The organism is Runella rosea (assembly GCF_003325355.1).
GTDB classification, from domain to species: domain Bacteria; phylum Bacteroidota; class Bacteroidia; order Cytophagales; family Spirosomataceae; genus Runella; species Runella rosea.
Genome location: NZ_CP030850.1, coordinates 4,512,847 through 4,537,188 on the forward strand (window position 1 = coordinate 4,512,847; position 24,342 = coordinate 4,537,188).

A 24,342-nucleotide genomic window follows, 5' to 3' on the forward strand; every position below is an offset into this window, starting at 1 on the left:
CGTTTTTGCGTTCTCAGCGTCTTGGCGCCTCAGCGTGAATTTTTACTGACTCACGCAAAGATGCAAAGAATATAAGTTAGCAATTATTTCAATTCAAGCACTTCTTTGTCGCCAAAGTTTGCGTAGCTGCTGGTGATTACTTTTTCACCGGTTTGTAGCCCTTCCAGTACTTCATAATATTCAGGATTTTTGCGTCCTAGCGTGATGTTACGCTTGATGGCGCGTTTGCCGCTATTGTCCAGCACGTACACCCAGTTGCCGCCTGTATCGGAGAAAAACCCACCTACTGGCAAGAGTACCGCTTTTTCGGCCTTGCCTAATTCTAGGCGAATCGGTGTAGATTGTCCGCGTTTAATGCCTTCGGGCGTACCTTTCGGAAAACTCATATCTACTTCAAAACGTCCGTTTTTTACTTCGGGATAGATGCGCGTAATGGTCAGTGGGTTGTCTTTTCCATTGAATTCAAAACTTCCGCCCAACCCGACAAAAATTCGCGATACATAGTGCTCATCAATCGCGACGCGCATTTTAAAACCGTTGAGGTCGTCAATCTGCCCGATGTTTTGGCCTTGGCTGATGTTAGAACCTACTTCTACGTCTATTGAGGAAAGCAATCCACCCACGGGCGCTTTCACTACGAGGTTATCGAGTGTTTGGCGCCACAGGTCTACGTTGCGTTGGGTCCGCAAAAGCGTTCCTTCCAATTGGCCAATCTGCATTTTGGCGTTTTCTTCCTGATAGATTTGCGATTCAGTTTCGATTTCTTTTTGTTTTACCAACAATTCGTAATCCCGTTTTGAACGCAGAAAGTCAGATTCAGGAATCACCTTGTCTTTGAATAATTTTTGATTACGTTCGTAAATATCTTTGGCTTGGTCAATTTTAAATTCCAGTTCGTTTAAAGTCCGACGGATATTAAAACGCGCCACTTTCAATTGTTGACGGGTATTTTGAAGGTCATTTACCAGTCGACTGGCCTCCGTTTCTGATTGTAGGAAGTTAAGTTTGAGGTTTTGGTTTTCTAGTTTCAAGAGCACTTGGCCTTGGGTCACCATGCTGCCACCTTCCACGATTTTTTCCCGAACATAACCGCCCACGATGGCGTCCAGACGAATGATTTTGAGGGGTTGGACTACGCCAGTTACGACAATAAACTCATCAAAAGAGCCCGTTGAAACACTGGATACCGTGAGTTTTTCGGCTTCTACATTGAGTTTGGAGCGTTTATCGGAGAAAAATAATTGATACACAATAAAGGCAATCAAAGCACTGCTTCCCGCAAAAATGGCAATGCGTTGGGTGTTCCAAAATTTCTTTTTACGTACGCGGTCCATGGTGCCCTGAGGGTTGTTTTGGCCGATGATCGGATTCTTAACTTCCATTGTTACTATGCTGATTGATGAATGAGTACTTTGTTAAAATGCAGTAAGGAGTTGATTTCTTTTCGACTCCTTACTGCTTCATTTTTTAATGGCTGTATGTGTCTGTTTAGTATTCTGCCAATACCCGTGCCGGAAACATAAGTTATTGGTTATGAATGAATTGGTATTGTCTATGAATTTTAAAATTGTCCGAAAACGGACATGGGTTGTACGCCATTGGACAAGAATAAAAAGTGCACTTTATCTTAATGGTTGATAATGAGGTATTTTGTATTTTGGCACTCTTATTGGGTAAATTTATACATACCGTTAAAAGAGTTGTATTTTACCGAAATTACTAATTAGCTCATTTACAAATATTTCAAATGCTCACCGCCAAAGTATTGATTGTTGACGATGATGTCGACGTTTTGAGTGCTGCCAAATTGCTCCTCAAACGGCATTTCAGTCAAGTGGATATTGAAAAAAATCCCCAACGTATTCCCTTTTTAGTTACCAACGGCAATTACGACGCTATTTTGTTGGATATGAACTTCACGCGTGACGTTATCAGCGGCAAAGAAGGTTTCGATTGGTTGGACCGTATTTTAGACATTGACCCGCTGGCGGTAGTGGTACTTTTTACTGCGTTTGGTGATGTAGAAATGGCCGTTCGGGCCATGAAAGCGGGAGCCATGGACTTTGTTTTGAAACCTTGGGAAAACGATAAACTGCTGGCTACTATGCAGGCAGCCGTGCGGAAAAGGGAGGAAAATAAAGCCAAAGTGGGCGGTAGTCCAGGGGCTTTGGCCAGTAAACCGACGCCCGGGAAGCCGATGTCTCAGCCAAATTTTGTGGCTTCCAGCGCTGTTATGCAACAGCTGTATGCCACGGCCGAGCGCGTTGCGGTGACGGATGCAACGGTACTGGTGTTGGGAGAAAATGGAACGGGAAAAAGTGATTTGGCCCAGCTTATCCACCAAAAATCTAATCGTGCTGATAAACCTTTCGTCATCGTAGATTTGGGTGCAATTCCCGAAAGTTTGTTTGAAAGTGAGCTTTTCGGCCACGTCAAAGGGGCTTTTACCGATGCCAAAGAAGACCGCGCGGGGCGGTTTGAAGAAGCCCACGGAGGAACGTTGTTTTTGGACGAAATCGGCAATTTGTCCCTGCCCATGCAGGCCAAACTCCTCACCGTACTGCAAAACCGAACGGTGACGCGTGTGGGTTCCAATAAAACCAAACAAATAGACGTCCGGATTATTTGCGCTACCAATCAGCCCATTGGCCAAATGGTTGCTGAGCGGACCTTCCGTCAGGATTTGCTGTACCGCATCAACACCATTGAGTTGCGTATTCCGCCGTTGCGGGAGCGTCCCGAAGACATTGTGCCGCTGACGGAGCTTTTCCTGAAACAGTACCGTCATCAATATAAGCGCGTGGTAACGGCCCTGAGTGCGGCTTTGATTAAGCAATTGCAACGTTATCATTGGCCGGGCAACGTGCGTGAACTCCGCAGTGCGGTGGAGCGAGCCGTTATTTTGACCCAACAAAACACGTTGCAACCCGAAGATTTTTTCCAGAATGCGTTTACCGAAACCTCGCAGTTTACCGAAACCTACCAGTTGGAAGAAATGGAAAAACAGTTGATTGTAAAAGCAATGAAAAAATACAACGGCAACATCACCGAAGTGGCCAAGGAGTTGGGGCTTTCGCGACAGGCATTGTACCGTAGAATGGAAAAATACGGGCTATGAAACACTTCTCAATCGGCATTTTGTGGCGTGTTTTTTGGCTAACCCTGAGTTTATGCGCACTACTTTACTTTGTTCCTGATGAGCAGTGGATATTGTCGGCATTGATGGCGTTTATGAGTGCCATTGCGGTATTTCAGTTGTATTATTATGCCACCAGTACAAACCGAAAACTGGCGCGTTTTTTTGAGTCCGTTCGCTACTCAGATTTTGCCGTAAAGTTTCGTTCAGATGATAAAATGGGCGAAAGTTTCCGAGAAATCAATCAGCAGTTTAATGAGGTTTTGGAGGCATTTCGTGTGGCTCGTGCTGAAAAAGAAGCCAATCTTCAGTACCTCAATACCATCGTTCAGCACATCAGTACGGGGCTGATTAGCTTTGGCAGCGATGGCCGCGTGGAGCTGGTCAACAGCGCCGCGCTCAAGATGTTGGGAATTTATCGGTTGCGTCAGCTGGAAGATTTACAGGAGCCACACCCGCAGCTTTTTACGTTGATAGCCACGCTTCGCACGGGTGTACGCCAACTTTACCAAACCTCCGACGACGAGTCGTTGTCGGTGCAGGCTACGCAGATTCAGTTGAGAGGCAAGGTATTACGGATTTTAGTTTTGCAAAATATTCAGTCAGAATTGCAACAGAAGGAGATTGAAGCTTGGCAAAACCTGACGCGGGTGTTGCGTCATGAAATCATGAATTCGCTCACACCGATACTGTCGTTGGTAGGAACGATGAAGGAAATTGTACAACTCGACATCGCGCCCGTCGCGCCCGACAATGAAGGGGTTCAAGACTTAACGGAGGCGCTGCAAACGCTGGAAAAACGCAGCGCGGGTATTATCCAGTTTGTAAATGCCTACCGCGATTTTACTACCTTGCCCAAGCCTACGTTTGTGGAAATTCCTGCCCGCGAGCTACTCAGCGGGGTGCTGCAATTGTTTCAAAAAAGTTTGCAAGAAGCATTTATCAAAACGACCTTAACGATTGTACCTGATAGCCTTGTTATCACGGCAGATGCGGACCAAATCGAACAGGTGTTAATTAATCTCATCAAAAACGCCATCGAAGCTTTGCAGGGACATGCCAATGCGTTGTTGACGATACGTGCCTATTCCGACATGAATCAGCGGGTATACATTGAGGTGGCCGACAACGGCCTTGGCATTGAGCCAGAAGCCTTGGAGCGAATTTTTATTCCTTTTTATACCACCAAGAAAACGGGTTCGGGCATCGGACTGAGCCTTTCACGCCAGATTATGCAACAGCACGGCGGTCAGCTCAGTGTGACCTCAGAAGTAGGCAGAGGCACCACGTTTGTGATTATATTGTAGAGACGCAGCGGGCGTTTCTACAATATAATTCCGTCTTTTTTGAGCCAACCTATTTCTACAATGGCTTCAGAATTAATGGGACCATACACGTGCGGAAATAGTTCGGTGCCGTTGGGTGCTGCTTCGTACAATAGGGGAGATGTAAGCTTGGTCTCGTCAATGTGCATCAAAAATAGGTTGTCTACTCCACTGTAATATCTTTCCAAAACACCCGCTATTTGGGTTTGCGTGCTGCAATGGATGAATGTTTCAGCGTCGAGTGTCTCGCTTTTGTAGGCGGGGGCATACTCAAATTGTGCCCAATATTCTGGCGTAACAATGTGATAAATCATCAGCTTGGAGACGTAACAGGTTCTTCTTTTTTGGGAAATAACAAAGAGGCGATAACGGCAACGGCCAAAATTCCCACAATGATATAAAGCGAATAAACGGTCTTAAATCCCCATTCTTCTAGTTGATGATGCCCCAACATTTTGAGTCCAATGAAAGAAAGCAGAATTCCCAAACCGGGTTTGAGGTAATGGAATTTGTCCATGATGCTGGATAAAAAGAAGAACATCGAACGTAACCCCATGATGGCAAACACATTGGAGAAAAAGACAATGTAAGGGTCTTTGGTGATGGAGAAAATGGCGGGGATGGAATCAACCGCAAAAATTAAATCCGTAAAAGCAATCACAATAACGACCACAAAAATGGGCGTAATGTACCATTTGTTGTAACGTCGGTGGAAGATGAAAAAATGGTCAACAACGTTACGGTTATATACGTTAAAATACTTAGAAGCAAATTTTACGGCGATGTGCTCACTCGGATTGATTTCTTCGTCTTCTTCCTTCTGGAAGAGGATTTTGGCACCAGTATAGACCAAAAATGCGCCGAAAATATAGATAATCCATTCAAACTTTTGCAACAGCGCTGCGCCGACAAATATAAATACGAAGCGAAGCACTACCGCCCCCGAAATTCCCCAAATCAATACCTTTTTGTAAAACTTTTCGTGAACACCGAAAGAACTGAAAATCAAGATAAATACAAAAATATTGTCGGCAGAAAGAGAGTATTCAACCAGATAACCCGTGATGTACTCAAGGGCCATGTTGTTCTGAAAAATCTGTAAGCTGGCTTCAAAATTGCCTGGAACAAGTACTAGATGGTCGGCATATTTGCTTGCAATTTCCTGTAAATGAGTCATATCTGAGACATCATGCACGAGATAGCCGAAATTTTTGATGAAGAAATAAAATCCAACAGATAGTACCACCCAAACGGCACTCCAGATACCCGCTTCTTTAAAACTGACAATGTGGCTTTTTTGCTTAGTAAATACACCGAGGTCGATGAGCATGACGAAAATGACAAATACCGTAAATGCTCCAAAAAATAGAAGTTCGTTAGAAATCATCGCTTACGCGTGGGTTAATTAGTGAAATCGTTCTTGGCTAATAAGCTTCAAACAGCTATCAAAGTTCCGTAGATTCTTTCACATTGACAAACGGTTTCTATCGGGCCCAAGCGGGCGTAGGTGTGGTTTCGTCAAACAGCTCATCAATATAGTACTGCCGGCGGGCGCGTTTGTCGCAGTCATTGCCGTTGTCGATGGGGTATAAACAGATAGAATAAACTTCGGTATTGTCAGGGTTCATCAGGCTAGCGTAGGTGCCGTCGGCGAATGCTTTGGAGGTATGCAGGCGCGCTAAATAGCAGTGGGCGAGTTCATGAAAAACCAGTCCTTCGCGCGTTTGGGTGGTGGCTTCTTTCCAGCAAAACTCCTGAATACCAAGGATAATGTGCTTTTGCCGCGTTTGGAGACCTTTACACATTCCGCATATATAGTTGGCGTCGGGTTGGGCAAACTCAACAATAAGGTTATCTATTTTCAACTCCAATCCGCGTAGTTTAGCTTCTTTGACAAACGCTTGCACGTAAGGTTCAACTTCGGTCGGTACGCGGTATTCGGGGTCGGCTTCTTTTTTACAACTTCCGAAACAAATCGTCAGAAACAAAAACAAAAGAGTGTGCTTTGCCATCGTTTTATTTATTAAAGCGGGAATCAACTTTGATTTTACTTTATCCTAAAAGCAGATGGGTTGCTGATTATAAGTATTTTACCTTAAAACATCAGCGCTGTCTAGGCGAAGTTGTTCGTAATTTAAAACGCAGACGACGCTGATGTTGGCTTACTTTATTCTAAAGTGTTTCCATAAACTCCCTGATGGCTTCTGCCGAAGCTTTTGGATCTTCGACCATTCCCATGTGGCCTGTTTCTTTGAGCACCAAAGTGTGGGTGTTGGGAGAAAGTTTAGACAATTCAATGTTCTTTTCAAAGGAAATAAGTTTATCTTCTTCCCCAAAAACAAACAAAACTGGAAGGTTGGAATCTCGAAGTACCGCCGTACGGTCGGGGCGATTCATGATGGCCTTAAATCCCGCAATAACGGCTTCTGTTGGCAATTGAGCGTATTTTTCTACATGATTTTTGATGACTTCTGGATGGGCCTTAGCATAGGCTTCGGCGTACATGTTGGGTCCCGACTGGCGGATAAAGGCGGCCGCTCCGTGGGTTTCCATAAATGTCAACGTCTTTTTTCGCTGTTCGGTTTTGGCTTCATCGTCGGCATAAGCGGTGGAATGAAACAAGCCAAATCCTTGAAGGAGTTGTGGGTATTTTTCGGCAAATGCCAAAGTGAGGTAGCCGCCCATTGAGTGCCCAATAAGCACGCATTTTTTTATGCCTATTTCTTCCAACCAAGCGTGCAGCCCATCGGCATATTCTTCAATATTTTTAAATTTGGTCTCGGTCGACAAATCAGGAGTCAGTACTTGATATTCCTGAAGCAGTGGCTTTATGTCTTCCCAAATGGAGGCGTCAACGCCGTGGCCGTGAATCAAAACGAGTGTTTTCATGCTGTGTTGGAGTGGTTTTGTAACGATTAAAAAACAATAGCCCAACAGATTTCTGCGGGCTATTGTCAAAGATACTCAATAATTAGGTTTATGCCACTGATTTCAGGACATATAATGAGGAGCGCTCAAATTTTTCGCGGGCATAATCCAGCGTGAGCGTAAACTCCGTCACGTCTTTCATGGATGGCAAATCAAACATGGCGTCGGTCATGATGGCTTCGCAAATGGAGCGTAAGCCACGCGCGCCTAGTTTGTAAGACAACGCCTGCTCCACGATGTATTCGAGTACATCATCATCAAAGGTCAATTTAATGCCTTCCATGGTAAACAATTTCTGGTATTGTTTGGCCAGTGCATTTTTAGGCTCGGTCAAGATTTGGCGCAATGCATCTCCGTCCAGAGGATTGAGGTAAGTCAATGCAGGCAAACGCCCGATGAGCTCAGGAATCAAACCAAATGATTTCAAATCCTGCGCGGCTACATAGCGCAATAGGTTGCCTTTGTCGAAAATTTCGCCCAAACGACGGTCGTTGGTAAAACCAATCGGACGCGAGTTGATGCGCTTGGCAATGTGTCGGTCAATGCCGTCAAACGCGCCGCCGCAAATGAAAAGAATGTTTTCGGTATTGATTGGAATGAGTTTCTGGTCCGGGTGCTTGCGTCCGCCCTGCGGGGGAACGTTTACGACCGAGCCTTCCAAAAGTTTTAGAAGTGCTTGTTGTACCCCTTCGCCACTCACGTCGCGGGTGATAGAGGGATTATCGCTTTTCCGGGCAATTTTATCAATTTCATCAATGAACACGATGCCCCGTTCGGCGGCTTCGGCGTTGTAGTCGGCTGCCTGAAGCAAGCGTGTCAGAATGGTTTCTACGTCTTCTCCCACGTAGCCAGCTTCGGTCACCACGGTTGCATCGGCAATGCAAAATGGCACTTGCAGCATCTTGGCAATGGTCCGCGCGAGGTAGGTTTTTCCCGTTCCAGTTTCGCCTACCATAATGATGTTGGTTTTCTCAATGTGCACCTCATCGTTCGACTTTGGCTGCATGAGGCGTTTATAGTGGTTGTAAACCGCCACCGAAAGCGTCTTTTTGGCTTCGTCTTGACCAATGACGTATTGGTCGAGGTAGCGCTTCATTTCGAGCGGCTTGATGAGATTAAACTTGGGGGTGGATGGTTTTTCCTTTTTCTTTTTAGGATACAATTCTTCCTGAACTACGCCGTAGCCTTGCTCAATGCAAAAATTACAAATATGGGCATCAATACCCGAGAGCAGTAGCTGGACCTCATTTTTCCGTCTGCCACAAAAAGAACAATTTATTGCTGCCATGAAAGGAGTCAAAATGACCTAATGTTTAAAATTTACGTTGCAAAGTTAAGTTTTAACAATAACAAACCCCAATTAGTTTATCTAACGGACTACGCAGGTTGGGCGGAGTTTGTTGCACAGACGTTTTTCTTCTCTTTTGACAATGAAGGTCTTCGAAGTGTTATGAGCTTTTTTGTCAGAATAGAATACAATTTACGAAAAATGGGCAAGGCATAAAAAAGAAAAGTTTTACCTTCCCGTCCTTTGTCTGTTACTTTAAAATCCAATTCCAAAGCGTTGATAGCATTCCTAGCCTAAACCTCTATGAACAATAACTACCTTTTTATCCTTGCCCTGCTCGCCCTGCTCGCCTGCCAAGGCACCACCGACCAAACTGGTAACGCGCCTGACAGCGCCGCGACGGTCGCTGAGGTGGGTCAACCAGAGAGCTCACCGAATAATTTTTACTGTATTCCTGGCGTTCAGGCGGGCAATGTAAAGGCCAACAGCAGCGAAGCGAGCCTCATTGCGCTGCTGGGAGCGGAAAATGTGGTTCGGGATTCGGTCTACATCGGAGAGGGTTATTACGAAAAAGGAACGACGCTGTTTAAAGGTACGCCCGACGAAGCCCAAATTTTGTGGAAAGATACCGTCAACTACGCCAATCCTAGGAATGTGATGATTCGTTCGGCTGAAGCAAAACCCAATCAGTGGTTGGTAGACAGTGGAATCGTGATGGGAATGACACTGAAAGAAGTGGAAAAGATAAACGGAAAGCCCTTCAAAGTTGCAGGCTTTGGGTGGGACTACGGCGGCTTTGTGACCGACTGGCAGCGCGGAAAACTCGCTGGTAAAAATGAAGTGGAGAATCTCGTGATTCGATTTTACTATAACATCGAAGATGATAAACTCGGCACTATTGCCGAAAAAGTACAGGGCGAAGGACCGTTTTTATCCTCCCATCCAGCCATGCAGCAACTAAACCCGAAAGTAGTGGAGATTACGATTGGGTTTGAGTGAGAAACGAAGCTTGTTTATCTTTTTAACATTCGCCGAAAATCGTAGAAAAGCCGTAAATATTCGGTGTGTTTATTTCTGGAGTTAATAAGTCTTGATGTAAATCTCATTAGAATGAAAACAAAGGTGATTCCCAATTTCGAAATTGTTTGTTAGTACTAATGGAGATAAGAGAATATCAAATTGAAAAGGGTTAAATGTAACTTTGTAATCCCCCTTCTCTCTCAACATAAATTCCAAATTCCAAAAAACAGTTTGCCGGTCACCAGAACGTAAAAAGTAAAATGCTAATGTTGAATCATAACGTGATACATTTTTCGTAAAATGTTTTAACTCCTGTAAAGTAAGACCATCGTTTAATTTTCGAGAATACGTGTCTTGCTCAAAGGTGTCCCAATATCTATAAAAATCTTTCCCAAGACTGGGTTCAAAATTATAATCTATCCCCATGAAATTGGCTATTGTCCGATGATTTTTCATAAGGTATTCCTGAGTTTTTTCCTGTTGTTCTTTTTGTAAAATATAAGGTTGAGTTATTAATTCATATACTCCAGCTCTGTTTCTACGATAAAATTTTAATTCTTTCTGGTAAAAAAAACCTGAGACAGGAAGTGCTATATTTTTGGTAGTATGATTTGTCACTTCAACGATTAATCCTATTTCTGATTTAAGTGTTTTAGAAGTGTCCATTGCATTTTTATGAACCATCTGCAAGGTTACTTCTACCACACCTGCTTTTTGGCTAAAAGCAGGTGTGGGTAAAAAAAATAATTTAACAAATAGCAATTTAAAAACAAAGAATTGGGCTATAGGTTGAATTGAACGTGTAGGTGTTTTTTTGGGAAGGAAGAGCATTGTTTATTTGTTTTAATATAGGGTCGCTTTTCACTATATCAATATACCTTTGAAAAAAATCAATGCTAAACTGATAAGCGGCATACTCTGAAAATTGTACAAATTGTGCCCTATCATTGACGAACAAATTGTAATTATCTTTCATGTATCCAGATCCACACGGTTAGAGCTACCAACCTCCATGTTACAACAAATTTCATACAAGAAAATTGTAGAAATCAGTTCAGACTCTCGACACTCACCTATAAAAGGTTAGCAATTTCTTTATATACAGGAGTATAATGGCTTTCGTAAAAAGTAATAAAAGGGTTAGCTAATTGCCCGAAAACAAATAACCCGAAAGCCGTTTAGCTTTCGGGTTAAAAAGAATTGAATTTCCTATTTTTTAGGCGCCTTTAAAAGTAGCTTCTGCTTTGTTCCAGTCTACGATGTTCCAGAATGCATCCACGTAGTCAGGGCGCTTGTTTTGGTATTTGAGGTAATAGGCATGTTCCCACACATCCAGACCGATGATTGGCGTACCTTTTACATCGGCGATGTCCATCAGTGGATTGTCTTGATTGGGAGTAGACGTAATGGCTACGCCGTCGGCGGTTTTGATTAGCCACGCCCAGCCCGAACCGAAACGACCCAAAGCGGCCTTTTTGAATTCGTCTTTAAATGCATCAAATGAGCCAAACTTAGCATCAATCGCTGCCGCCAACTCACCTACTGGCGCACCTCCACCGTTGGGTGAAAGGATGTTCCAGAAAAACGTATGATTCCAATGACCGCCGCCGTTGTTGCGAACCGCCGGTGAAATGGCACCTGCGTTGGCTACCAATTCTTCGATGCTTTTGCCTTCGTTGGGAGTGCCTGCAATGGCGTTGTTGAGGTTGGTCACGTAGGTATTATGGTGACGACCGTGGTGGATTTCCATGGTAGTTTGGTCAAAATGGGGCTCCAACGCATCAGAGGCGTAGGGCAGAGGGGCTAATGTAAAGGACATGACAGTTATAATTTAAGTTTTAACGTGTTACTCGACTGCAAAACACCGTGCCAGCGTTTTATGTTCGCAGCCTGAGAAAAAATTTCTTCAGGAGTTGGGTAATTTCTTGCTCCAATATGCCCCTTTTAACGGTGGTTTTGGGATGAAGGATGTTTTGGGTTAACAAAGAATAGCCGCGTTTGTCGTCGGAAGCCCCGTAGACAATGCGCCCAATTTGGGACCAATACAGCGCCCCACCGCACATTACACACGGCTCCAAGGTGACATATAACGTGCAATCTTTGAGGTATTTGCTGCCCAGATAGTCGGCGGCGGCGGTGATGGCTAGGATTTCGGCGTGGGCGGTTACGTCGGTCAACTGCTCGGTTTGGTTGCGGGTTTTGGCGATGATGCGATGCTGACACACAATGACCGCTCCTACGGGGATTTCTCCCGCTTCGGCGGCCGCTTCTGCTTCATAAAGAGCGAGTTGCATGTAGTATTCGTCCGAAAAAAGAGGGTGCATATTTCCGACTTTAGGCATCGTCTGTTTAAATAAACCAAGGTATAAAAATAACAAAAGAGGATACAACTACGTAGTTATATCCTCTTGTTGGGTTCTGTGGTGAGTGGCTTTAGGCCGCTTCATACATCACGCTCTGCTCTTCTTCGAGATAAACCATCAACTTGTTTAAGGTGGATAATTTGTGATAATCTTCGTCGGGGATTCGCAGGCCAAATTCCTTTTCAAGTTTCATCATCAAATCTACCGTGTCCAAGCTATCAAAGCCCAAATCTTTTACAAAATGAACATTGTCGGTGACCGATCGGCGTTCTACACCAAAGTCTTCTAAAATAGTTAAAATACGTTCTTTCATGGCATTGTATGTTAATGTTGATGTATTAATCTACATTTATCTTAACGCCAAAAAAGAGGCAAAAATTTCACGAAATAAGATGAAACCAATAACTATTTCAGAGGGTTTGTTTCAATGTTCTTTAAATCAATAAGATATAAAAAAAGATTTTTGTAAAAAAAACAGAACTAAACTGTTGAAATAGCGATTATTTTGCACTTTTCTTCAAAATAATGCCAGCCAATGGCGGCAAAGTCAAGACCACTGATTGAGGCTGATTATGCCATTTTTCGGGTTGGGTTTCTATCACTTGAGTATTGCTTACGCCGCTTCCGTAAAATGAAGGGTTGTCGCTGTTAAACACTTCTTCCCATATTCCGACAGACGGAACGCCGATTCTATAGCCCTGTTGCGGAACGGGGGTCATGTTGAGAACCACCACAATGGTATCGCTCGGATTGAGCCCTTTGCGGGAGTAAGCCACAATGCAATTGTCGCGGTCTTGGGAGTCAATCCACTCAAAACCTTCGGGCGAAAAGTTATAATCATGCAAGGCGGGCTGATTGCGGAGAGCCGAGTTGAGGGCTTTAACGCATTCCTGAATGCCTTTGTGAGGTGCTTGGTTGAGCAGGTGCCAATCCAACGATTGCTGAAAATTCCACTCACGGGCTTGGGCAAACTCCCCACCCATGAAGAGCAGTTTGGTGCCAGGGTGGGTGTACATATAGGTAAACAACAACCGTAAGTTTGCAAAACGTTGCCATTCATCGCCTGGCATTTTGCCAATCAGCGAACCTTTTCCATACACCACTTCATCGTGAGAGAGCGGCAACATAAAATTCTCAGAAAAAGCGTACACCAAACTGAATGTGATTTGGTCTTGGTGCCAACGACGGAACATGGGGTCTTTTTCGAAATACTTGAGGGTATCGTTCATCCAGCCCATCATCCATTTCATGCCAAATCCCAGTCCGCCTAGATAAGTAGGTCGCGACACGCCTGGAAAAGCAGTGGATTCTTCCGCAATCGTTTGGGCATCGGGAAAATCTTTGAAAACTGCCTCATTCATTTCTTTCATCAACGAAATTGCCTCTAAGTTTTCACGTCCGCCAAACTCATTGGGGATCCATTCACCGTGTTTGCGCGAATAATCCAAATAGAGCATCGACGCAACGGCGTCTACGCGCAGACCGTCGGTGTGGTAGCGGTCCATCCAAAAAACGGCGTTGGAAACAAGGAACGAACGAACCTCGTTACGACCATAATTGAAAATATAGCTTTTCCAGTCGGGGTGGTAGCCTTTGCGGGGGTCGGCGTGCTCGTATAAATGCGTGCCGTCGAAGTTGTATAACCCGTGGGCGTCGCCGGGAAAGTGCGATGGAACCCAGTCCATGTACACGCCGATGTCTTCCAAGTGAAGACGCTCAATGAGGTACATTAAGTCTTGCGGATTTCCCATCCGGGAGGCGCACGAGAAATACCCTGTGATTTGATAACCCCAAGAAGGTGGATAGGGTGCTTCCATGATGGGCATCAACTCTACGTGGGTAAAGCCCATTTCTTTAACGTACGGAACCAAGCTATCGGCAATTTCGCGGTAATTCAAAAAACGCTCTGGGTTGTCGGGGTCACGCATCCACGAAGCCAAATGCACTTCATACACGGAGATGGGAGAGGTCAATGAATTGTGTTTGCGACGGTTGCGCATCCATCCTTCATCCTGCCACTCGTACCATGTGTCCCACACCACAGAGGCGGTTTGGGGGGCTACTTCGCACCAAAGGGCAAAAGGATCGGATTTTTCTAATTCCAAGCCATTATTCATTGACTTGATGAAGTATTTATAGACTTCACCGCGCCCGATGTTTGGCACAAAGCCTTCCCAAATGCCCGAGCCATCCCAGCGAGAGCTGAGTGGATGACTGCCGCGCTCCCAGCCATTGAAGTTTCCAATGACCGAAACGTAGTGAGCGTTGGGTGCCCAAACGGCAAAATAAGTGCCGATGACTCCTTTGTACTCGGCTACGTGAGAGCCTAGTTTTTCGTATAATTTAAAGTGCTTGCCAGATTTAAACAAATAAATGTCAAATTCCGAAAAGCGCGAATAATTTTCAACAGCTTGCAACTGGATAGGGGCTTCGGCGATGGTGAGGTCTTCCACCGGTTCGGTTTTTTTACGGGTTTTCTTCGGAACGGGCGTTTCGGCTACAACTTCAGTTTTAGTTTTTGCTGATTTTGCCATAATATTGAGTTTAGGGATGGTTCACTATAGGTTGTATGGTGCAAAATAGATTTTTTCGAGCCAAAATTGCACTATAAGTACTAAAAAATCTTTTTCTTTTTCTTTAAGCCTCTTTTTCAAAACCTAGAACCACTTGAATATGAATTTTTTCGACATCAACTCCGTCCTTTTTGAGGCCTGGGGATACAGAATGAGCCACCTAGAGTTTTGGGCTACCGTTACGGGTGCAGTGGCCGTTTGGCTATCAGCGCGTGAAAATGTGTGGAGTTGGATTATTGGGTTGTTGAATGTAGTGCTGGCGTTTGCGCTTTTTTACCAAATTCAGCTTTACCCCGATATGTTTTTGCAGGTTTTTTTCTTTATCACCAATCTCATCGGCTGGTGGCAATGGAAATTCCCCAAAGCCAATGAGGCCAACTCAAAAAATGAGTTAAAAATCAGTAAGTTAACCCTGCATCAATGGCTGGTGTTGGGCGTAGGCGGGCTGGTGTGTACGTTTGCGATGGGTAGTTTTGCCAAAAATCTACACGAATTTTTTCCCGTACTGTTTAGTCAACCCAGTGCTTTTCCTTACATGGACTCGTTCACGACGGTCATGAGTATCGTGGCTACGTTTATGTTGATTCGTAAAAAAATCGAGGCGTGGTACGTGTGGTTGGTGATTGATGCCATTGCTACCTACATGTATTACCTCAAAGAAGTGAAGCTGTACGCGCTGCTGTATTTTCTGTTTTGCTTCATTGCGGCGTTTGGGGCATATCATTGGACCAAAGAATACCGCAGCTACGATAAACGATGAAAAAAGGATTGGTTTTTGGGAAATTCATGCCTTTGCACAAAGGGCATTTGGCATTGATTGAGTTTGCGTTGTCGTACTGTGATAAAGTCATGGTTTCAATGAGTTTTACCCCCGACGACCCTATTCCTGCCGAGATACGCTTTGGGTGGCTACACCAAATCTTTGACCAAAATCCGCGTATTGAGCTATTTCAAGCACTGGATGATTTTCCTGATGAGGGGTTGCCTCTCACAGAAGCTACCAAAATGTGGGCGGATTTTATTCATCAAACATTTCCTGATGTAGAGGGCGTTTTCTGTTCTGAAGCCTACGGTGTTCCATTATCTCGTCATTTGAATTGTCAGGTGGTATTGTTTGATTTAGACCGCGTTCAAGTTCATATTTCTGCCACGGCTATTCGCTCCAATCCGTATCAACATTGGGATTTTATACCGCAGCTGGTGAGGCCGTATTTTACGAAAAAAGTCTGTCTTTATGGCCCCGAAAGCGTTGGAAAAACAACGCTGACGCAGCAGTTAGCGGAATATTTTCAAACAACTTTTGCGCACGAAGTCGCTCGTGAGATGCTCACCTCCAATGAGTTTGAAATAGAAAAAATCATCGAAATTGGTGAATTACAAACTGCATTGGTCAAACAAAAAATACAGGAAGCCAATCAAGTACTTTTCTGCGATACAGACTTGATTACGACGCAAATTTACTGCCAACAGTATTTTGGGTACGTGCCAGAAGAGTTACAAAAATTGGAGGCAGAGACTACATATGACCTGTATTTGTTATTAAATATTGATACGCCTTGGGTGGCCGATGTACTGAGAGACTTTGGTGAGCGGCGGGCAGAAATGTTCGACCTTTTTAAGAACGAATTAGAAAAGCGAGCGCTTCCGTATGTGTTGATTGAAGGAAATTGGGATCAACGGTTTATTGCCGCACGAAAAGAAGTGGAAAGAATGATGCGGGGCAATTAACCATTTTTGGGCTTACTTGGAGCTATAAAACTTTCTTTTGCTGAGAAGAACACTAAAAGGCATATAATTGAATCTTCATATACAAAGATTTGTTATAAAAATTCTTTGTATATGAAGATTCATAGATGTTTAATGCTATTTTTTACGGTTTTTATTTTCACAAAAAGCACAAGCCAAAATAAAATAGATACAGTGAATGTTGGGTTGATTATAAAAATGACTCCATTTCAGTCAATTTTTGGAACAGTAGTTTATGGGAAAATAAGGGTTTCTAGCGATAGCTTATTTTTTAATACAACCCCTTGTAATGAACTGACAAAGAAAATATCCCCCGTTTTTCCTTGCAACGCGCATCTTATCAAGCCAATTGGGGTATCATTCAAGGAAATAAAGAAAATGAAGCGAAGGGCTTTCTTATTTTTGTTTCCTAACCGGCTGTTCATTCAGACCAAAAGCAATGTTACTTATCTTTTTATCACTTACAAAAGGCGATTAATTAAAAGAAAATACCAAGCTTATCTGGATAGTTTGTAGCTTTTTGGCGGCCTCATCAATCGTTCGGAGTGATTCATCAAGGGCTATTTGATGCGCCATTTGGGAGAGATATTGTATCGGATCCCAATGCCAGCGGTAAAACCAGCCCCTCGCGTCACAAATTCGGCATTTTCGATGGGCTCCTGATTGTTTTTGATTGACACTTTCACGTTCGCAATACTCGTAAGACCCATGACCTGACGGGCATATACACTCAAGGTCCACCGTCTCGACATGGCCCAGTTGAAACTAGCCGCCAACTCGGCGTTGATGGAGTGTTGGCGAAGTACTCCTACCGAGCCTGAATAAACGAGGGAGTCGGTCCAAGTATGCCCACGGGTAGTAATGACGCCGTTGAATGTTTTCTGACTTATTTCGCCATTGGCCCAAACGTATTGCAAGCCGCCGCCTAAATGGGCTTCAAGTTTATCGTAAAAGACCCGGGCGCGCCAATTGGCCCGCAACGGAAACGACATAAATTGCAGGGGATTGGTGCCAATCGCGCGGTTGGTCTGATAGAGATAAACGAGGTTGAGCGGCAAAGAATAGATGCCCGTTTCGACCGACATATAGGGGTTAACTACTCGGCCCACTTTCATGCCATACATGGGCATAATTCCCGACCCGCCAGGGTTGTATTTGCTGAGCTCTCCCGCAATCATGCGCGTTTGATTACTGAAAATCCCGATGTCTGTTCCGACATACCAATGCCCTCGGAATAGCTTGCTCTGACCAAATCCCGACAATGCAAACAGACATACCAATCCAACTATCGCGTAGCAGTGTTTCATGGGTAGGCAGGGTTAATGACCTGAATGTGTGGCTAATATACGAAGTTTTGAAATTCGGGTTGCAAAAAAACACTGTATTATTTAGCAAAAAGCACTAAAAACAATGAAGGGCCGCTTTTCAGCAACCCTTCGTTGTTTTTAATATTTAAAACCAACCGCCTCCGAGGTTGCGGAAAGGCCAGGGAATGGAGATCAAAATAAGGAGTAATGCCACCAGATAAAAGGTAAAAACTTTGCCGTGGTTCAACTTTTTCGCCTGTGCGTGGCCGATGGTAATCAGCACAATGGCTACCAACATTCCGACGATGTGCTCGACGGTGTAAAAACGATAGAATTTATCGCTCATCATGTCAAAACGCACTTTTACTCCCCAGTCTAACGCGTAGAGAATCAGCCCGATGAGCAATTGAGTATGCGTGGCAATCATGGCAAACAAATATACTTTAGAATAGGGCGCATTGGGTTGGCTGCGTTTGGTAAAAGCGGTGTAAATCGCGGCAATCAGAAGCGCAAGAACTACGTAGCGAAGGCCAGAATGGGCGCGTACAAGAATTTCCATAGTTGGTTGTTTATGTATAAATGAATAAAATGCAGTGTTTAAAAAATGAATTTAGGATGGGTGATTGGTCAGGTGTTGCCAGCCTTGGGCTTTGATCGGAAAACGACTGCCACCTTTGGTTACCAGTTCCACGTTTTTCGGGTCGTTGGTCATAAATCCGGCAAAGCTGATATGGGGCGAATTCTTGATTTTCTCGTAATCTGATTGTTTAATGGTAAACAGCAATTCGTAATCTTCGCCACCGTTGAGGGCAATGGTCAATGGGCTGATTTTAAACTCATCGGCGGTCAGGAATGTATCGTCGGCGATGGGTACATTTTCTTCAAAAACCTGTGCCCCCGTTCCCGATTGGTTACAGAGATGCAGAATCTCAGAGGCCAATCCATCCGAAATGTCAATCATCGACGTAGGTACCACACCCGCTTCGAGAAGTTCATAAACAATATCCGTCCGTGCTTCGGGCTTGAGTTGACGACCTACCAGATATGATTTATCTTCCAACTGCGGCTGCATCTCAGGGTTTTCCAAAAACTCCCGTTTTTCTCGTTCCAGCAGTTGAAGCCCCATGTAGGCCGCGCCTAAATCGCCCGTTATACAAATGATGTCGTTGGGCTGGGCACCGTTTCGGTACGAGATTTTGGTTTTATCTACGACTCCCACGGCCGTCACGGAAATCAACAGACCTGAGCGCGAAGACGTAGTGTCGCCGCCAACCAAATCTACTTTGTAGGCTTCGCAAGCGGCCTGAATACCCGCGTATAATTCGTCGATGGCTTCGACAAAAAAGCGATTGCTCAGACCAATGCTCACCGTCACTTGACGAGGAATACCGTTCATGGCCGCGATGTCGGAGACATTGACGGCAATGGCCTTGTAGCCCAAGTGCTTGAGTGGTACATAACTAAGGTCAAAGTGGACGCCTTCTACGAGCATATCGGTCGAGACCAACAAATACTCATCAGTAGCGGTATCAATGACGGCGGCGTCGTCGCCGATGCCTTTTATGGTTTGGGGAAGCACGGGCGTAAATTGCTGATTTATACGCTCAATCAGTCCAAATTCACCCAGCGTTGCAAGTTCAGTTCTAATCATTTTGAGGAAGATGTCGGATGCCCGACATTTGGTGTAAAGTAATAAGTGAAAGTTTGCATTACAAAACTTTTCGGTGCAAAGTTCGTTAAAAGAATGGCTTTTCCCGTATATCCAATGAATCGTTTTTAAACCCATTAGTAACGGCAAAGCTCCGTAATCAGAACTTAATACTTACTTTTTTGTTAGAAATAAATATGAAGACAATCATCAAAAAACTCATTTTCGGCACGTTGACGTTGTCATCACTTAGCTCGTGCGGACAGTCAGCCAAAAAGATTGAACAAATGGAAGAAAAATCAAAAACCCTCACGGGGCTGGCCACAGCCACGTTTGGTACGGGGTGTTTCTGGTGTACCGAAGCGGTGTATCAGGAAATGGAAGGCGTTGAATCGGTAGTATCGGGGTATTCGGGCGGATTTGTGGAAAACCCGACCTACGAACAAGTCTGTGGCAAAGCTACGGGCCATGCCGAGTGCGTAGAAATCAAATACGACCCCAAAAAAGTGACCTATGCCGAACTGTTGGAGGTGTTTTTCCGGGTGCATGACCCAACCACCAAAGACCGTCAGGGCAACGACGTAGGGCCGCAGTATCGTTCGGTGATTTTCTACCACGACGCGGAGCAAAAAGCTTTGGCCGAAAAAGCCATCAAAGAGCTCAATGCCTCAGGTGCTTTTAGCAAGCCGATTGTGACGGAAGTATCCAAAGCCGAGAAGTTTTACGTGGCCGAAGCCTATCACCAAAACTTTTTTGCCAACAACCCCAACCAAGGCTACTGCGCATTTGTCGTAGCGCCCAAAGTGGATAAGTTTAAGAAAGTGTTTAAGGAGAAGTTAAAAGCGCATTAATTAGTCTCTCTTAACGTGATTTCACAAGAAGCCCGATTTGTCGGGCTTCTTGTGTGAATAACGCACCTCTTGTGATCGATATATCTCCCTATACCGCCTAAATAATGGCATAAAAGAGCAGAATATCGCAATTGCTCTCAACCGAAAAATCTCAAAACAAGTAACTTTACGGCTTAAAAAATCGTGCAATTACGAGGTTCCGGCTTCGTCCGCAGGCGTACAAATATTGTCCGTTTTCGGACGATTTTATAATACTAAAATAAATCAATGTGTTGATTTTCAGTAATATGATAAGTTGGCACAACTCGTGCAAAATACATTACACTATCCTTAATATTACTTACCAACAGGTCCATGATTCAGTTAAAAGGCATTTCAAAGCATTATCCGGCAGGTTTTGGAAAAACGTACGTATTGCGTAATATCAATTTGGGAATAAATGAGGGGGAATTTGTCTCCATTATGGGGCCGTCTGGCTCGGGAAAATCCACTTTACTCCATATTTTGGGTTTGTTGGAAGAGCCTTCGGAAGGCGAATACCTGTTTTTGGACGAAAAAGTAGATAAACTCACCGAAAAGAAGCGCACCGAATTGCACCGCCACCGCATTGGGTTTGTGTTTCAGGCTTACCATTTGATTGACGAACTAACGGTGTACGAAAACATCGAAACGCCGCTGTTGTACAAAGGAACCTCGTCGTCGGAGCGCAAGAGTCGGGTGGCCGAATTGTTGGATCGTTTTAACATGGTTGCCAAAAAAGACTTGTTTCCCAGCCAGTTGTCGGGCGGGCAGCAGCAATTGGTAGGCATCGCGCGGGCCATCGTGCATGAGCCCAAAATCATTTTCGCCGATGAACCAACGGGAAATCTACACTCCGAGCAAGCCAAAGAAATCATGGAATTGTTTAGAGAACTCAATCAAAAGGACAAAGTTTCCATCGTTCAGGTGACGCACTCAGAGGCCAACGCCGAATACGGAAACCGGGTTATTCGCCTCAAGGACGGTTGGGTTTCAGAATAGTCATTTATTTATTGTTAAAAGAATTTTTCATGTTACAGGTATCTAAAATACGGTTTGCAGTCATTGGGATGCTGTTTTTTGCCTTGAATGCAAGTGCCCAAAAGACGTTGACCTTGCGGGAGTGCGTTGAATTATTGACAAAAAACAACCTCACTTACCGTGAAAGCCAGTTGCAGGCACAAAGTGCAGGGGCTCAATTGCAACAAACGAGGTCGCAGCAATTGCCGCAAATCGGATTCAGCGCTGGACAAAACCTAAACTTCGGTCGCAGTATCGACCGTTTTACCAATGCTTACATCGACCAGTTGTACAATACCAACGGGATTGGTTTAGGCTTTCAGGTTCCGTTGTTTCAAGGATTTCAAATTCAGCATCAAGTGCAGCAAGGTATTGCGCTACGCGATGCGGCCTTGAAAAATCAAGAGGCCATCCTTAACCAGCAAATCATTCGAGTGCTTCAGGCATACGTACAGGTGCTGGCCACCAAAGCTCTATACGATGCCGCGCAGCAGCAGGTGGCATCGTCGCAGCAGCAGGTAGATCGGGTAGAAAAGCAGGTAGCGGCAGGAACTGTGGGTCAAAATACATTGTACGAAATAAAGGCGCAGTTGGCCAATGATAAATTTGACGAAGTTACCGCGCGCAACAACGAGCAGTTGGCGAAATTGACGTTGTTTCAGTTGATGAACATTCAACCCGAAAAAGACGTAGTGCTGGAGCCCATCGCCGACGCGGCCACGGCCCTGAGTGTGACTCCCGCCGCCGATGCTATCTATGAGGAAGCGTTGAAGCTGTTTCCAGAAGTGAAAAGCAGCGAGCTACGTTTGAGCAGCTTTGCGAGTCAGATTAGGGCGGTAAAAGCAAACAGCCTACCTTCGTTGAATCTTTCGGGAAATTTTGCCGCTTTTTACGCGTCTTCCAACTCAGAGCGCAGTTACTTCAAACAGTTGGATGCCACCCGCAACGGCTCACTAAGTTTAGGCCTGAATATTCCCATCATGGGGCGCTGGCAGGTTCGTCCGCGCGTAGATGTGGTCAAGGCGCAGCAAGAGCTGGCCCGCAATCAGGTAGATGGGGTGAAACAACTTTTGCGTCAGTCTATCGAACTGGCGGTGCAGCAGCTAGATGCCACCACCGACCGCTACGCCGCCGCGCAGAGTCAGGTGGAATCTTTACAGGCCAACTTTTCGGCGGCCGAAAGCCGCCTGAATGCGGGCACCATCAATGTGTTTGAATATACCCTTGCCAAAGCAAATCTGGCCCGGGCGCAGGCAAATGCCATTCGCTCACGATACGAATACGCCCTTCAGCGTCAGATAATTGAATTTTATCGGAAAGGTAAATGGGAGTTTTAGGGATGAACGGTAAATTAGTAAATAGTTAAAAGCTAGCTAATGTTTGATTATCAGTGGTTTGTAATTAACTTTTAACTTTTCGTTCCTCACAATTATGTACTTCTAATAATCTTTCTTGATTTTTGTGGAGGTTTTAGTATCATTGATACCTTCATTCAAAATCGGTCACTTATGTTTGGCTATATTATCTGGGATGTAAATCCTGAAATTTTCAGTATCGGTAGTTTTTCCATTCGGTGGTATGGTCTGTTGTTTGCCTCTGGTTTTTTGGTAGGTCAACGCATCATGACGCATGTTTTTCGTAAGGAAGGAATCAAAGAAACGTTGTTGGATTCGCTTTTGCTCACCATGGTTATTGCTACCGTATTGGGCGCGCGTTTCGGGCATTTTTTGTTTTATGAACCCGAAGTATTACTTAAAAATCCACTGCAAGTCATTACTCCTCCTTTTGCTGGTTTGGCCAGCCACGGAGCGGCTATCGGTATTTTGTTGGGGTTGTTTATTTACGCCCGCAACAAGAAAATGAGTTTTCTGTGGGTTTGTGACCGCATCGTGATTGTGGTGGCCCTTGCGGGTTGTTTTATTCGCCTCGGCAACCTGATGAATTCGGAGATTGTAGGAAAAGTAACGGACGTTCCGTGGGCGTTTGTGTTTACCCGCAACTATGAATTTACCCAGTATCCTCGTCATCCGGCGCAGTTGTATGAAGCTATTGCTTGCTTGGTGCTTTGTTTTATATTATTTCGCTTGTGGAGCCAACGCAAATCGCAGACGCCTCAGGGAATGTTGGTCGGAATCTTCTTGATTTGGGTGTTTGGGCTGCGTTTCGTGATTGAATTCTTCAAAGAAAATCAAGTGGCTTTTGAAAACGAACTTGCCTACAACATGGGACAGATTTTGAGTATTCCAGTCGTGTTGTTAGGCGTTATATTTTTAATCTACGCGTTTAGAAACAAAGATAAAAAGCAGGTGACTTTTACCGACAGCGCCGCCGAAGAGGCAAACCGCGCAGAGTCGCAGGTGGCCAAATCATAACCGCTCAATAAATTTAACTTGTTGAGCGTAAAGCAGGTGTATAAAAAATGTAATTTCGGGGGAACATGTGTTCCCCTTTTTTTATTCATAAACCTAAAATAGTAGCAAATGAAAACGATTAAACTCCTTGCGATTTTCCTGTCTTTGGCGGTTCTGACTTGGAATTGTGCCAGTAAAGATGCCGAAGAAGAGGCGAAAGAAGAACCTAAAAATGGTCTAGAAGCCCTTCAAAAACTGGGTGAAGAAGCCGAAAGAATGTCGAAAGAAGGCCCAAAAGAGACAGTTGATCCTAAATTGTTGAAGGAGCTACTACCAGCAGATGCCGATGGCCTCAAACGCAAGGAGGCATCGAGCGAAAAAAGCGCCGCGATGGGTTTTGGGGTTTCGACCGCCAAAGCTTCTTATCGCGATGACAACGGACAGGATATTGACGTAAATATCACCGACGTGGCGGGCATGGGCGTGGCGCTGATGGGCATGGCAGCGTGGTCGATGGCTTCGATTGACAAAGAAACCGAAACGGGCTACGAAAAAACCACTGAATATAAAGGCCACAAAGCGTTTGAGAAATATAACACACAATCCAAAAACGGTGAAATATCGGTCATTGTCGCCAATCGGTACATTGTTCAGGTAGAAGGCCGCGATGTTGCTATGGACAAAATCAAGTCTGTTTTGGATGACATTGACTTGGATAAACTGGCGGACATTAAGTAAGCACTCAGGAGCCAGAAGCGAGGAGTGAGA

The 24,342-nt window shown here is 44.7% G+C and carries 24 protein-coding genes; 10 read left to right on the forward strand and 14 right to left on the reverse strand.

The window, feature by feature from the left end:
• Window positions 1-83: 83 nt before the first annotated feature.
• Window positions 84-1,334: an efflux RND transporter periplasmic adaptor subunit gene (locus tag DR864_RS18800; RefSeq protein WP_114070367.1), complete on the reverse strand. Its 1,251-nt coding sequence runs from the start codon at window positions 1,332-1,334 to the stop codon at window positions 84-86.
• A gap of 413 nt (window positions 1,335-1,747) precedes the next feature.
• Between DR864_RS18800 and DR864_RS18805 the strand changes: the two genes are divergently transcribed.
• Window positions 1,748-3,118, forward strand: coding sequence for a sigma-54-dependent transcriptional regulator (locus DR864_RS18805; RefSeq protein WP_114068405.1), 1,371 nt, complete (start codon window positions 1,748-1,750; stop codon window positions 3,116-3,118).
• A complete protein-coding gene (locus DR864_RS18810; protein ID WP_114068406.1) occupies window positions 3,115-4,443 on the forward strand; it encodes a sensor histidine kinase in 1,329 nt (442 codons plus the stop codon). The genes DR864_RS18805 and DR864_RS18810 overlap by 4 nt, the downstream gene beginning before the upstream one ends.
• Before the next feature lie 17 nt (window positions 4,444-4,460).
• On the opposite strand, the gene DR864_RS18815 is transcribed toward DR864_RS18810, so the two are convergent.
• The 5 genes from DR864_RS18815 to clpX all read right to left on the reverse strand — a co-directional run bounded on the left by DR864_RS18815 (window position 4,461) and on the right by clpX (window position 8,677).
• Window positions 4,461-4,775, reverse strand: coding sequence for a DUF952 domain-containing protein (locus DR864_RS18815; protein WP_114068407.1), 315 nt, complete (start codon window positions 4,773-4,775; stop codon window positions 4,461-4,463).
• Window positions 4,775-5,848 (reverse strand): TerC/Alx family metal homeostasis membrane protein, encoded by a 1,074-nt coding sequence (locus DR864_RS18820; RefSeq protein WP_114068408.1) that lies wholly within the window; start codon window positions 5,846-5,848, stop codon window positions 4,775-4,777. Before DR864_RS18820 ends, DR864_RS18815 begins: the two co-directional genes overlap by 1 nt.
• A 97-nt stretch (window positions 5,849-5,945) precedes the next feature.
• On the reverse strand, window positions 5,946-6,473 hold the full coding sequence (locus DR864_RS18825; protein ID WP_114068409.1) for a hypothetical protein: 528 nt from the start codon (window positions 6,471-6,473) through the stop codon (window positions 5,946-5,948).
• A gap of 160 nt (window positions 6,474-6,633) precedes the next feature.
• The gene (locus DR864_RS18830) at window positions 6,634-7,350 is read right to left on the reverse strand and encodes an alpha/beta fold hydrolase (RefSeq protein ID WP_114068410.1); all 717 of its coding nucleotides are present in this window, start codon (window positions 7,348-7,350) and stop codon (window positions 6,634-6,636) included.
• A gap of 88 nt (window positions 7,351-7,438) precedes the next feature.
• Window positions 7,439-8,677 (reverse strand): ATP-dependent Clp protease ATP-binding subunit ClpX, encoded by a 1,239-nt coding sequence (clpX, locus tag DR864_RS18835; protein ID WP_114068411.1) that lies wholly within the window; start codon window positions 8,675-8,677, stop codon window positions 7,439-7,441.
• Window positions 8,678-8,980: 303 nt separating this feature from the next.
• Here clpX and DR864_RS18845 point away from each other — a divergent pair, with 303 nt between their 5' ends.
• On the forward strand, window positions 8,981-9,676 hold the full coding sequence (locus tag DR864_RS18845; protein WP_114068413.1) for a hypothetical protein: 696 nt from the start codon (window positions 8,981-8,983) through the stop codon (window positions 9,674-9,676).
• Between the two features lie 81 nt (window positions 9,677-9,757).
• Here DR864_RS18845 and DR864_RS18850 read toward each other — a convergent pair whose 3' ends face one another.
• The 5 genes from DR864_RS18850 to glgB form a co-directional block, all read right to left on the reverse strand.
• Window positions 9,758-10,528: a hypothetical protein gene (locus tag DR864_RS18850; RefSeq protein WP_162793948.1), complete on the reverse strand. Its 771-nt coding sequence runs from the start codon at window positions 10,526-10,528 to the stop codon at window positions 9,758-9,760.
• A gap of 385 nt (window positions 10,529-10,913) precedes the next feature.
• Complete coding sequence (locus tag DR864_RS18860) at window positions 10,914-11,516, reverse strand: superoxide dismutase (RefSeq protein ID WP_114068416.1); 603 nt, start codon at window positions 11,514-11,516, stop codon at window positions 10,914-10,916.
• 58 nt (window positions 11,517-11,574) lie between these two features.
• Window positions 11,575-12,039: a nucleoside deaminase gene (locus DR864_RS18865; protein WP_114068417.1), complete on the reverse strand. Its 465-nt coding sequence runs from the start codon at window positions 12,037-12,039 to the stop codon at window positions 11,575-11,577.
• 91 nt (window positions 12,040-12,130) lie between these two features.
• A complete protein-coding gene (locus tag DR864_RS18870; RefSeq protein ID WP_114068418.1) occupies window positions 12,131-12,373 on the reverse strand; it encodes an acyl carrier protein in 243 nt (80 codons plus the stop codon).
• Window positions 12,374-12,560: 187 nt separating this feature from the next.
• A complete protein-coding gene (gene glgB / locus DR864_RS18875) occupies window positions 12,561-14,594 on the reverse strand; it encodes a 1,4-alpha-glucan branching protein GlgB (protein ID WP_114068419.1) in 2,034 nt (677 codons plus the stop codon).
• A 139-nt stretch (window positions 14,595-14,733) separates the two neighbouring features.
• On the opposite strand from glgB, the gene pnuC reads away from it, so the two are divergent.
• The gene (gene pnuC / locus DR864_RS18880) at window positions 14,734-15,393 is read left to right on the forward strand and encodes a nicotinamide riboside transporter PnuC (protein ID WP_114068420.1); all 660 of its coding nucleotides are present in this window, start codon (window positions 14,734-14,736) and stop codon (window positions 15,391-15,393) included.
• On the forward strand, window positions 15,390-16,361 hold the full coding sequence (locus DR864_RS18885) for an AAA family ATPase (RefSeq protein ID WP_114068421.1): 972 nt from the start codon (window positions 15,390-15,392) through the stop codon (window positions 16,359-16,361). The genes pnuC and DR864_RS18885 overlap by 4 nt, the downstream gene beginning before the upstream one ends.
• 578 nt (window positions 16,362-16,939) lie before the next feature.
• Here DR864_RS18885 and DR864_RS18895 read toward each other — a convergent pair.
• From DR864_RS18895 to thiL, 3 genes are all read right to left on the reverse strand, one after another.
• On the reverse strand, window positions 16,940-17,686 hold the full coding sequence (locus DR864_RS18895) for a hypothetical protein (protein WP_162793950.1): 747 nt from the start codon (window positions 17,684-17,686) through the stop codon (window positions 16,940-16,942).
• A gap of 145 nt (window positions 17,687-17,831) precedes the next feature.
• Window positions 17,832-18,245 carry a cytochrome B gene (locus tag DR864_RS18900; RefSeq protein ID WP_114068424.1) on the reverse strand — a complete coding sequence of 138 codons (414 nt, stop codon included), beginning with the start codon at window positions 18,243-18,245 and terminating at the stop codon, window positions 17,832-17,834.
• Window positions 18,246-18,296: 51 nt separating this feature from the next.
• Window positions 18,297-19,337 (reverse strand): thiamine-phosphate kinase, encoded by a 1,041-nt coding sequence (thiL, locus tag DR864_RS18905; protein ID WP_114070368.1) that lies wholly within the window; start codon window positions 19,335-19,337, stop codon window positions 18,297-18,299.
• A gap of 194 nt (window positions 19,338-19,531) precedes the next feature.
• Here thiL and msrA point away from each other — a divergent pair, with 194 nt between their 5' ends.
• The 5 genes from msrA (at window position 19,532) to DR864_RS18930 (ending at window position 24,312) form a co-directional block, all read left to right on the forward strand.
• Window positions 19,532-20,185 (forward strand): peptide-methionine (S)-S-oxide reductase MsrA, encoded by a 654-nt coding sequence (gene msrA, locus DR864_RS18910; RefSeq protein ID WP_205319134.1) that lies wholly within the window; start codon window positions 19,532-19,534, stop codon window positions 20,183-20,185.
• 354 nt (window positions 20,186-20,539) lie between these two features.
• Complete coding sequence (locus tag DR864_RS18915) at window positions 20,540-21,205, forward strand: ABC transporter ATP-binding protein (RefSeq protein ID WP_114068425.1); 666 nt, start codon at window positions 20,540-20,542, stop codon at window positions 21,203-21,205.
• 29 nt (window positions 21,206-21,234) lie between these two features.
• Complete coding sequence (locus tag DR864_RS18920; protein WP_114068426.1) at window positions 21,235-22,560, forward strand: TolC family protein; 1,326 nt, start codon at window positions 21,235-21,237, stop codon at window positions 22,558-22,560.
• Between the two features lie 171 nt (window positions 22,561-22,731).
• Window positions 22,732-23,595, forward strand: coding sequence for a prolipoprotein diacylglyceryl transferase (gene lgt / locus DR864_RS18925; protein ID WP_114068427.1), 864 nt, complete (start codon window positions 22,732-22,734; stop codon window positions 23,593-23,595).
• Window positions 23,596-23,703: 108 nt separating this feature from the next.
• Complete coding sequence (locus DR864_RS18930; RefSeq protein ID WP_114068428.1) at window positions 23,704-24,312, forward strand: transposase; 609 nt, start codon at window positions 23,704-23,706, stop codon at window positions 24,310-24,312.
• Window positions 24,313-24,342 lie beyond the last annotated feature (30 nt).